At 51.6% G+C, this 285-nt stretch carries 1 protein-coding gene; it reads right to left on the bottom strand.

What is annotated here, in order from left to right:
* Positions 1–285 (bottom strand): fumarate hydratase (locus LZP73_RS20620; protein WP_234236835.1); only part of this gene is annotated, 285 nt, incomplete at both ends.

Genomic DNA, 285 nt, shown 5'->3' with positions numbered 1-285 from the left:
CTGACGGTTGATCTTCGCTTTGATATTACGGTCAGCAGAACAGGAGACGCCCATACCGACCGGGCAGGATGCGCCGTGACGTGGCAGGCGAATCACGCGGATGTCATGAGCGAAGTATTTACCACCAAACTGCGCACCCAGACCAAGATTTTGCGCTTCGATCAGCAATTCTTTTTCCAGTTCCACATCGCGGAACGCCTGACCGTGCTCATTCCCTTCCGTTGGCAGTTCATCATAGTATTTAGCGGAAGCGAGTTTCACCGTTTTAAGATTCGTTTCTGCAGA

The organism is Shewanella sp. AS16, from assembly GCF_021412365.1.
In the GTDB taxonomy this organism is placed as follows: Bacteria; Pseudomonadota; Gammaproteobacteria; order Enterobacterales; family Shewanellaceae; genus Shewanella; species Shewanella salipaludis.
Note: the sequence above shows the minus strand (reverse complement) of the source record. Positions and strands in the feature narration are given on the sequence as shown.